The following is an 11,184-nucleotide window of genomic DNA, read 5'->3' as shown; positions in this document are numbered from 1 at the left end:
CCCGCTCCTACGGGCGGGTGGCGGTCTGTGGGGGCGGGTTTGCCTGTGCTGGTCTCTTCGCGGGTGAACCCGCTCCTACGCAGGCGGTGTGGTTGTTGTAGGAGCGGGTTTACCCGCGAAAGGGCCGGCACAGACAAAAATAAAATCGCGTAACAACCGCTAAATCCTCCCCCCACTCAAGCGTTTCCAAAGCGATAACCGCCCATCCGCTTGCTCGCGAGGATTTACCCATGTCCACCGCTTCCAGCCTTGCCCGGGTTGTACCGGCCAGCGTGCCGCAACCCTTGTACGAATTCACCGATTCGCCTTTGCTGCAACGCCAGCAACAGCAGGAATCCAACGCCCGCAGCTACCCGCGGCGTATCCCGCTGGCGCTCAGGCGTGCCCGTGGTATCCACGTCGAAGACGTCGAAGGCCGCCAGTTCATCGACTGCCTGGCCGGTGCCGGCACCCTGGCCCTGGGCCACAACCACCCGGTGGTGGTCGAGGCGATCCAGCGGGTGCTGGCTGACGAGTTGCCGCTGCACACCCTGGACCTGACCACCCCGGTCAAGGACCGCTTCGTCCAGGACCTGTTCGGCATCCTGCCCGAGGCGCTGCGCCGCGAGGCCAAGGTGCAGTTCTGTGGCCCGACCGGCACTGATGCAGTCGAGGCTGCGCTCAAGCTGGTGCGTACCGCCACCGGCCGCAGCACCGTGCTGGCCTTCCAGGGCGCCTACCATGGCATGAGCCAAGGCGCGCTGAGCCTGATGGGCAGCCATGGGCCGAAACAGCCACTGGGGGCCTTGCTCGGCAACGGCGTGCAGTTCATGCCTTACCCGTACGACTACCGCTGCCCGTTCGGCCTGGGCGGTGAGGCCGGGGTCAAGGCCAACCTGCATTACCTGGAAAACCTGCTGCTCGATCCGGAAAGCGGCGTGCCGCTGCCCGCCGCCGTGATCCTCGAAGTGGTGCAGGGTGAGGGCGGGGTGGTTCCGGCCGACATCGAATGGCTCAAGGGCGTGCGGCGCATTACCGAGCAGGCGGGCGTGGCGTTGATCGTCGACGAGATCCAGAGCGGCTTCGCCCGTACCGGGCGCATGTTCGCCTTCGAGCACGCCGGTATCGTGCCCGATGTGGTCACCTTGTCCAAAGCCATCGGTGGCAGCCTGCCGCTGGCGGTAGTGGTCTATCGCGACTGGCTGGACACCTGGAAGCCAGGTGCGCATGCCGGTACCTTCCGTGGCAACCAGATGGCCATGGCCGCGGGCTCGGCGGTGATCAACTACCTGGTCGAGCATCGACTGGCCGAGCATGCCGAGGCCATGGGGCAGCGGTTGCGTGGGCATTTGCAGCGCCTGCAGCGGGACTATCCGCAGTTGGGTGATATCCGTGGCCGTGGCTTGATGCTGGGTGTGGAACTGGTCGACCCACAAGGCCAGCCGGATGCGCTGGGCCACCCACCGGCTAACCGCGACTTGGCGCCGAAGGTGCAGCGCGAGTGCCTCAAGCGCGGGCTGATCCTGGAGTTGGGTGGGCGGCATGGGGCGGTGGTGCGTTTCCTACCGCCGTTGATCATCAGTGCCGAGCAGATCGACGAGGTTGCCCAGCGCTTCAGCGCTGCGGTCGCCGCCGCCGTAGGCAGCGTTTGACGCCGCGCTGCATGCCACTGTTCGACGCGGTCGGCCTGCAAGGCTGACCGCCAACCCAAGCGTGTCGACGGTCTCTACGGAGTCTGGCGACAAGGAGAGCGAAACATGAGTGTACTTGCCGGGATCAAGGCGCGGCCATTGATGCCCGAACGGGGCTCTTTACCGCTGCTGATCGAAGCGCCCGAAGCGGGGCTTGGTTTGCTGGACGTCTTCGATGAACTCAAGGCTATCGTCGACGGCCACCTAGACCAGTGCGGCGGGGTACTGCTGCGCGGTTTTGACGTGGGCGGAGTCACGGCCTTTCGCGAATTCGCCCAGGCCTTCGGCCACCCGCTGCTCAACTACGAGTTCGGCTCGACGCCGCGCAGCAATGTTACCCAAGGGGTCTACACCTCCACGGAGTACCCCGCGCACCAGAGCATCCCGCTGCACAACGAGCAGGCCTACAGCCTCGACTGGCCGATGCGGATCTGGTTCTACAGTGTGATTGCCGCTCAGACTGGCGGTGAAACGCCAATTGCCGACAGCCGTGAAGTGTTCCGGCGCATGCCGGCCGACATACGCGAGCGCTTTGCCAGCAAGCGCCTGATGTATGTGCGCAACTACGGCAATGGCCTTGATGTGAGTTGGGAGCAGGTGTTCAACACCGAGGATCGCAGCGTAGTGGAGGCCTATTGTCGCGCGCACCACATCGACTGGGAATGGAAGGACGACGGTGAGCTGCGCACGCGCCAGGTCTGCCAGGCCGTGGCCACGCACCCCTGGACGGGGGATCAGGTATGGTTCAATCAGGCCCACCTGTTCCATGTCTCCAACCTACCGGCCGAGGTGCGCGAAAGCCTGCTGGAAATCGTCGACGAGGAAGACTTGCCGCGCAACGTCTACTACGGCGACGGCACACCGATCGAGAACGAGGTGCTCGAACGCATTCGCGCTGTGCTGGACGACTGCGCGATCAGTTTCCCCTGGCAGGAAAACGACGTGCTGATGCTCGACAACATGCTCGCGGCGCACGCCCGGGCGCCGTTCACCGGGCCACGCAAAGTGGTCGTGGCCATGGCTCAGGGGCACCGCGAAGCGGCGCTTTGAGGCCACTGTGGCGAGCGCTTGCGGCTTGCCGCAGGCGCTCGCCAGCGCAGCGTCCGGGCATGGCGCTGCCGCGTTAAATTCACCCTCCCTCCGCTCGTTCTACTGGAAACGCTTTGGCCGCACGGCCGAGCCGCAGATCAGTAAGGACCCCGAGCATGAACGCCCAAGACTCACTCAAACTGGCTCGACGCTTCATCGAGCTGCCCGCTGCCAAGCGACGGTTGTTTCTGGATGCCATGCGCGGGGAGGGCGTCGATTTCGCGCTGTTGCCGATCGCGCCTGGGGTCGAGGTTGCCGCCCGTGACGCGCTGTCATATGCCCAGCAGCGCATGTGGTTCGCCTGGCGGCTCGATGCCAAGAGTGCTGCCTATAACCTGCCCATGGCAGTCAAGCTCAAGGGGCCGATAGCGCCTGAGGCCTTGCAGCAGGCGCTGGACACCCTGGTGGCGCGACATGAATCGCTGCGCACGGTGTTTCCCGAGGTTGACGACCAGCCACGCCAATGCGTGCAGGCGCAGGCGTCGATCAGGGGCGAGCTGTTGGACCTTTCCCACCTGCAGGGCGAGGCCCAGGCGCAGCAGGTCGAGGCCGTATGTGCTGCAGAGTCGGCGGCACCCTTCGACTTGGCCGCCGGGCCGCTGATGCGGGTGCGCTTGCTGCGCACCTCGGCCACCGAGCACCTGTTGCTGATCACTCTGCACCATATCATCGCCGACGGTTGGTCGCTGGGTATCCTGATCGACGAACTGGTTCGGCTTTACGATGCCGCCGTGGCCGGCCAAGCGTCAGCACTTGCGCCGCTGGCCATCCAGTATCGCGATTTCGCCCTGTGGCAGCGCAGCTGGCTGGAAGCCGGCGAGCAGGCGCGCCAGCTGGAGTACTGGTTGGATCATCTGGGCAACGACCACCCCGTGTTGCAATTGCCGAGTGATCACCTGCGTCCGGCGCTGCCCAACCACCGTGGCGAACGCCTGGAGTTGCAAATCGATGCAGCGTTGGCCCAGCGCCTGCAGGCCCTGGCCAGGCGGCACAACGTCACGCTGTTCGTGGTGCTGCTGGCCGCGTTCAAGGCCTTGTTGTACCGCTACAGCGGCCAGTCGCGGGTGCGCGTCGGTGTGCCGATCGCCAACCGCAACCGCAGTGAAGTGGAGGGGCTGATCGGTTGCTTCATCAATACCCAGGTGCTGCAGACCGACATCGACCCGACTCAGGGTGGTGCGCACCTGCTGAGCCAGGTCAAAGCCTGTGCGACGCAGGCGCAATCGCACCAGGACGTGCCGTTCGACAAGCTGGTGGAAGCGCTGGGCCTGGAACGCACCGGGGGCGTGAGCCCGCTGTTCCAGGTGCTTTTCAACCATCAGTCGATGGTTACCGACGTCGCCACTGTGCGCACCGCCTCGGGCCTTGAGTTGGAAAAACTCGAGCTGCGCAAGAGCACTGCACGCTTTGACCTTACCTTGGACACCGTGGAGGTTGCCGGGCAGCTTCGCGCCGCCTTCACCTTTGCCCTCGACCTGTTCGAGCGCGACACCGTCGAAGCCATGGGGCGTGATTGGCTGAGCCTGCTGGCCGCCCTCAGCCGCGATGACGTTGCTGCGCTGGGTGACTGGCCGCTGGCGGGCGCACCCGTTGCCGCACCGCAGGTGCTGCCTTATGCCGGCCCATTGCTGCACCAGCGCGTGACGGCCTTTGCCAAGGCGCAGCCGCAGCGCATCGCCGTTGTCAGTGCCGATGGCTCGCTCAGTTACGGCGAGCTCGACGCGCGCGCCGACCAGCTGTGTGCCCAGCTGCAAGCGCACGGTGTGGTCGCCGATCAGCCGGTGGGCCTGATCGCCGAGCGCTCGGTGAACCTGTTGGTTGGTCTGCTGGCGATTTTCAAGGCCGGGGGGGCGTATGTGCCGCTGGAGCCGGGTCAGCCGCAGCAGCGAATGGCATTCATGCTGCGTGACGCACAGATCAAGGTCTTGCTCAGGGCCGAGGACGAGCCTGGCCCGGCCATCGGGGGCGTACAGTGCCTGGCGCTGAACGCGGCAGGTGGCGAGGCAGGGGTGCCCGTGGCGGTTCATTCCGGCAACCTGGCTTATGTGATCTACACCTCGGGCACCACCGGTATGCCCAAGGGGGTCGCGGTGTCTCATGGAGCGCTGGCCAATTACCTTGAAGGCTTGTCCGAGCGGATTGCCCTTAGCGATCTGGAACACTTCGCCATGGTCTCCACGCCTGCCGCCGACCTTGGGCATACCATGCTGTTTGGCGCGCTCTGGGCCGGCAAGACGGTACATCTGCTGCAGCGCGAGGCGGTGCTCGATGCCGACGGTTTCGCCGCCTACCTGTCGGCAAACCACGTCGATGCGCTGAAAATCGTGCCTTCGCACTTGGGTGCGCTGCTCGATGCCTGCGCCGATGCCAACGTGCTGCCGCAGCGTTGCCTGGTGCTTGGCGGCGAGGCCTGCCCGCCGGCACTGCTGGCGCGTATCGGCGCCTTGCGCCCGGGCCTGAAGGTCTTGAACCATTACGGGCCGACCGAAACCACGGTGGGCGTGCTCACCGCCGAACTGGCGGCTGGCGAGGTAACGCATCTGGGCAGCCCGTTGCGCAACAGCCGAGTGCAGGTGCTCGACGCCACGCTGCAGGTGGTGCCCGGTATGGCCAAAGGCGAGCTGTGCATCGCCGGGGCCGGCCTGGCCCGTGGTTACCTCGCACGCCCTGGGTTGACCGCTGAGCGTTTCGTGCCTGATGCCCACGGCGAGCCTGGGGCGCGCCTGTACCGCACCGGCGATGTGGTGCAGCGTGATCGCCAAGGCCGCCTGTTGTACCTGGGGCGCGTCGATCACCAGCTGAAGATTCGCGGCTACCGTGTCGAGCCAGGGGAGATCGAGGCGTGCCTGCAAGGCCTGCCGGATGTGGACAAGGCGGTGGTGCGTGCCACCGGCCAAGATGGCAGTTTGCAACTACTCGCCTACCTGGTGGCGCCGCGGCTGCTGGCCCGCGAGCGTGATGCCGAGGCGGCACAGGAGACCGTGCAGAAAGCGCTGAAGTTGCACATGCAGGCGCACATGGTGCCAGCCCGCGTGTTGTTCCTCGACAGCCTGCCATTGACTGCCAACGGCAAGGTCGACCTGGCCAGATTGCCGCTGCCGGACCAACAACACCCGGCGGCCAGCCACACACCGGCTCAGACGCCACTGCAGATCGACCTGGCCAACCTTTGGCAGGAAGTGCTGGGCTGTCCGCAGGTCGGCTTGGACGACAACTTCTTTGCCCTGGGTGGGCACTCGCTCATGGCCACCCAGATCGTCTCGCGCGCACGCCGACAACTGGGCCTGGATATCCCGTTGCGCCTGCTGTTCGATACGGCTGACCTGCGCAGCTTCAGCCGCGGGGTCAGCCAGCTGGGCGAGGTGGCCGATGCACCGATCCAGGTGCTCGACCGCCAGGCTTGGTTGCCGGTGTCCCATGCCCAGTACCGCCAGTGGCTGTTCTGGAAAATCCATCCGCACAGCTCGGCCTACCACACGCCGATGGCCGTGCGCATCACTGGCGCCCTGGACCGTGAAGCGCTGGCCCAAGCGTTTTCGGCGCTGGTGTCACGGCATGAATCATTGCGTACCTGTTTCGAAGAGCAGCAAGGTGTGCCTGGCTTGCGCGTCCACGCCAATCTCGCGGTCACCCTTGAGCAGCAGCAGGCGCAAGCCTTTGACCCCGCGCAACTGTTGCAGCAGTTGCAGGCCGACATCCAGCAGCCATTCGACCTTGCCAACGGGCCGCTGATTCGCATGAAGCTGTATCAGCGTGGCGAGCAGGAACACCTACTGCTCGTGACCCTGCACCACATCGTCTCCGACGGCTGGTCGATGGGCGTGATGGTGCGCGAGTGCATTGCCGTCTACAACCACCATGCCACAGGGGCAGCGCAGCCTGATTTCGCGCCTTTGCCGGTGCAATACGCCGACTATGCCAGCTGGCAACGCGAGCGCCTGAGCGAAGGCCAGATGCAAGCCCAGCTCGGCTACTGGCAGGCGCAGCTGGAAGATGATTTCGCAGTGCTGCAGTTACCTGCCGACCGCCCACGGCCCGAGCTGCAAAGCTATCGGGGCGGACGTCTGGACGTGCGCCTGCCCGCGCAGTTGACGGCGGACCTGCGGCGCCTGGCAGTGCGCTGCAACGCCACGCTGTTCCACGTCTTCCTAGCCTCGTTCGGCCTGCTGCTGGCGCGCTACAGCGGCAAGGAGAAGATCAATATCGGCGTGCCCATGACCAACCGCAATCGCCTGGAGCTCGAAGGGTTGATCGGGTTCTTCGTCAACACCGTGGTGCTGCGGCTGGGTGTGGACTACAGCGTCAGTTTCGAGCAGTTGCTGGCCCATACCAAAGAAATCAGCCTGCAGGCCCAGGCCAACAAGGACCTGCCATTCGACGCGCTGGTCGAGGCGCTGCAGCCAGAGCGCGGCATGGGTTACAACCCGTTGTTCCAGGTGATGTACAACCACTTGCGCGATCTGGGTGAGCAGGTGACCGGGCAAAGCTTGAATGGCCTGCAGGTAGAGGAGGTGGACCTTGACGAAGGCACCGCGCAGTTCGATCTCTCGCTCGACACCGTGGAGCGCTCCGACGGCGTGTTGGCGACCTTCACCTATGCCGTCGACCTGTTCGACCCCTCACGCATCGGGCGTATGGCCACGCACTGGCTGAACCTGCTGCAAGCGCTGTGTGCCCAGCCGCATGCCTGCGTCGATTGCCTGGCCCTGGCCACGGCCGACGAGCGCCGTCTGGTCGAGAGGGACTGGTGCCAGGGGCCTGCAGAGCAATTGAGCGATACCGCCGTGGCCCGCCAGTTCGAAGCGCAAGTGCTGCGCGCACCGGATGCCGTGGCAGTCATCCATGAAGGCCAGGCCTGGAGCTATGCCGAACTCAACCGGCGCGCCAACCGCCTGGCCCATCGCCTGCAAGCGCTCGGCGCCGGGCCTGAGGTGCTGATCGGTGTGGCCCTGGAGCGTGGCCTGGGGATGGTCGCGGGCTTGCTGGCGATCCTCAAGGTGGGCGCCGCTTATGTGCCGCTGGACCCTGACTACCCGGCCGAACGCCTGGCCTACATGATCGAGGACAGCGGCCTGGCCTTGCTGCTGACCCAGGCCAGCCTGAGTGAGCAGCTGGCAGTGCCTGCCTGCGTCACGCAGGTGTGCCTCGACGCGCTGCTCGAAGACGGTGACGCTTCCAACCCGCAGGTCGCCATCGACCCTGCCACGCTGGCCTACGTCATGTACACCTCGGGCTCCACCGGGCGGCCCAAGGGTGTGGCGATCACCCAGGGCGCACTGAGCCAGCATGCCCAGGTGTCGCTGGGCTTCTTCAACCTCAAGCCCAGCGATCGCATCCTGCAGTTCGCCACCTTCAACTTCGACGGCTTCGTCGAGCAGCTGTACCCGGCGCTGATCTGCGGCGCTTCGGTGGTGGTCCGCGGGCCGGAGTTGTGGGGCAGCGAGCGGTTCTACCGCGAACTGATCAGCAATGACATCAGCGTGGTAGATGTGACCACAGCCTATTGGTTCATGCTGGCCAAGGACTTTGCCGAGCACGGTCCTCGCGACTACGGCCGCCTGCACCAGTTTCACGCCGGCGGCGAAGCCATGCCGCCGGAGGGCTTGCTCGCCTGGCAGGCGGCGGGCCTTAGCCATGTAACGCTGCTCAATACCTACGGCCCGACTGAGGCGACCGTCACGGTTACCGCCCACGACTGCGCGCCCTACCTAGGCGCCACGGCGCAGGCGCTGCCACCGGTGATGCCGATCGGCCGGGTGCTTGCCGGGCGCAGCATCCACGTGCTGGATAACAGTGGCGGTGCGGTGCTCAATGGCGCGATCGGCGAGCTGATGATCGGCGGCGAACTGCTCGCCAGGGGCTACCACCAGCGCCCTGGCCTGACCGCCGAGCGCTTCATCCCCGACCCGTTCGGCGCCCCCGGCAGCCGCCTCTATCGCTCCGGCGACCTGGCGCGCTACCTCGCCGATGGGCAGATCGAATATGCCGGGCGCATCGACCATCAGGTGAAGATTCGCGGCTTCCGCATCGAGCTGGGAGAAGTCGGCGCGCGCCTGCTGGAGCACGCCAGCGTACGTGATGCCCTGGTCATCGACGTCGATGGGCCGCTGGGCAAGCAACTGGTCGGCTACCTGGTGCCTGCGGTGGCAGACGTCGCCCAGGCCAGCGTGCAAACGCAACAGGACCTTCTGGCGCAGTTGCGCGCCGACCTTCGCAGCCGCCTGCCGGACTACATGGTGCCTGCCCACCTCATGTGGTTGCCCGAACTGCCCCTGAGCCCGAACGGCAAGCTGGACCGCAAGGCCCTGCCGCAACCCGATCTGGCCCAGCTTCAGGTGCGCTATGTGCCGCCGTACAGCGATACCGAATGCAAGGTCGCAGCGATCTGGGCCGATGTCCTGCGCATCAAGCAGGTCGGGCTGGACGACAACTTCTTTGAACTGGGTGGTCACTCGCTGCTGGCGGCCCAGGCCCTCTCACGTATCAACAGCCAACTGGGCATCGATATGCCGATCCGTCTCATCTTCGAAACACCGGTTCTGCGGGCCTTTGCCCAGGCGCTGGAAGGCGCGGGCCAGGCCCTGACCGAAGAAGGCCTCGCCGATATCGAACAACTGATGAATGAATTGACTGAGGCTTGAAATGGACAAGACAACCGCAGAACGCATCGCCAGACGTTTCGTAGCAATGCCGCTGGAGCAGCGCCGCCAGGTGGTCGAAAAGATGAGCGCCGGCGGCCAGAGCTTCCGCCTGCTGCCAATTGTCGCCAGCCGTCATGACGTGGCGCGTATCCCACTGTCCTATGCCCAGCAGCGGCTGATGTTCCTCTGGCAACTGGAACCGACCAGTGCGTTCTATAACGTACCGATGGCGGTGACGCTCAGGGGCGAGATCGATGTCGGTGCCATGGCCCGTGCCCTGGAGCTGCTGGTGCAACGCCACGAGACCCTGCGAACTCGGCTGGTCATGGACGAAGGGGAGTGCTATCAGCAGGTGCTGGAGCAGTCGCCGGTGGTCCTGGAGTGCGTCGAGGTCCAGGCGCACGACCTCGATGGCGCAGTGCGCGACGAACTGCGTCGCCCCTTCGACCTGTTCGCAGACCCGCTGCTGCGGGTCAAGCTGCTGCGTGTGGGGGCCACCGAACACGTGCTCACGGTGTGCATGCACCACATCATCAGTGATGGCTGGTCGAGCGAGCTGATGGTGCAGACTTTCGTGTCGTTCTATGACGCACTGGTGGCCGGGCAGGCACCGAACCCTGAAGCGCTGCCGATCCAGTACGCCGACTACGCCATCTGGCAACGCGCCTGGCTGGAAGCCGGTGAGGGCGAGCGGCAATTGCGTTACTGGCAGACCCAGCTGGGCGATGAACAGCCGTTGCTCGACCTGCCGTTGGACTACCCACGCCCTGCGCAGCCCAGCTACCGGGGCGCGGTGGTGCGCGCCGACCTGCCGCCCGCGCTGTCCAGCGCGTTGCGCAGCCTGGCCCAGGCCAATGGCCAGACCCTGTTCATGGTGCTGCTCGGCGCCCTGGCCGTGGTGCTGTCGCGCCACAGTGGCCAGCACGACATCCGCATAGGCGTGCCCAATGCCGGGCGCAACCGCAAGGACCTCGAAGGGCTGATCGGTTTCTTCATCAATACCCAGGTCATGCGCGTGCAGGTGGATGAACAGGCCACCTTCAGCGAGCTGTTCGCCCAGGTCCGCCAGGTGGTGGCCGACGCCCAGTCGCATCAGGAGTTGCCGTTTGAGCAACTGGTCGATGCGCTGGCCCCAGAGCGCAACCTCAGCCATAACCCGCTGTTCCAGTTCAAGCTCAACCAGAACGTCGCGGGTGAAGCTGCCGGCGGCGAGCAGCGCAAGACCCTCAGCGGTCTGCAGGTCGAGGAGTACCCGTTGAGCGGCGCCGATGCGCGTTTCGACCTGGCCTTCGACTTCACCGATGGTGCCGACGGTATCCAGGCGTACTTCACCTATGCCACCGACCTGTTCAAGGCCAGCACCGTCGAGCGTCTGGTGACGGCCCTGCACACGTTGTTGCAGGACATGGTCGCGGCACCTGCCAGCCGGCTGCTGGACTGTGTCGGCGATGCCGATGCGGTTTTGCACGGTGAGCCCACGAGCTTCCCTTGCACGGACTTTCTCAGCCTGTTCCGCCGGGCGCTGGCCGATGCCGGCGAGCGCCCGGCGCTGCGTGCGGGCGGGGAGCAGTTGAGCTATGCCCAGCTCGATCAGCGTTCGAACCAGTTGGCGCATCACCTGCTGGCACTGGGCGTCAAGCCGGGCGCAGTGGTTGCCTTGTGCCAGGAGCGCTCCATCGAATGGGTGACCGGCCTGCTGGCAGTGCTCAAGGTGGGGGCGGCCTTTCTGCCATTGGACAGCGCCCAGCCGGTCGAGCGCCTGGCTCAACTGGTGACGGACAGTC

At 65.5% G+C, this 11,184-nt stretch carries 4 protein-coding genes; all 4 read left to right on the top strand.

Annotated features, from left to right (window positions below; translation table 11 throughout):
• Positions 1 to 230: 230 nt before the first annotated feature.
• A complete protein-coding gene (locus QYE47_RS22635) occupies positions 231 to 1,631 on the top strand; it encodes an aspartate aminotransferase family protein (RefSeq protein ID WP_014590246.1) in 1,401 nt (466 codons plus the stop codon).
• A 105-nt stretch (positions 1,632 to 1,736) separates the two neighbouring features.
• Entirely contained in the window at positions 1,737 to 2,720 is a 984-nt protein-coding gene (locus QYE47_RS22630; protein ID WP_014590247.1) for a TauD/TfdA family dioxygenase, read from the top strand.
• Between the two features lie 155 nt (positions 2,721 to 2,875).
• Positions 2,876 to 9,400: a non-ribosomal peptide synthetase gene (locus QYE47_RS22625; RefSeq protein ID WP_014590248.1), complete on the top strand. Its 6,525-nt coding sequence runs from the start codon at positions 2,876 to 2,878 to the stop codon at positions 9,398 to 9,400.
• A 1-nt stretch (position 9,401) separates the two neighbouring features.
• A partial coding sequence (locus tag QYE47_RS22620; protein ID WP_301159131.1) for a condensation domain-containing protein occupies positions 9,402 to 11,184 on the top strand: 1,783 nt, incomplete at its 3' end.

Origin of the sequence: Pseudomonas sp. 2,4-D (assembly GCF_030418155.1) — a bacterium.
Classification (GTDB): domain Bacteria; phylum Pseudomonadota; class Gammaproteobacteria; order Pseudomonadales; family Pseudomonadaceae; genus Aquipseudomonas; species Aquipseudomonas alloputida.
Note: the sequence above shows the minus strand (reverse complement) of the source record. Positions and strands in the feature narration are given on the sequence as shown.

Bases quoted from the DNA above. Each gene is read 5' to 3' on its own strand.
- QYE47_RS22635 (WP_014590246.1), top strand. From the start codon at position 231: ATGTCCACCGCTTCCAGCCTTGCCCGGGTTGTACCGGCCAGCGTGCCG.
- QYE47_RS22630 (WP_014590247.1), top strand. From the start codon at position 1,737: ATGAGTGTACTTGCCGGGATCAAGGCGCGGCCATTGATGCCCGAACGG.
- QYE47_RS22625 (WP_014590248.1), top strand. From the start codon at position 2,876: ATGAACGCCCAAGACTCACTCAAACTGGCTCGACGCTTCATCGAGCTG.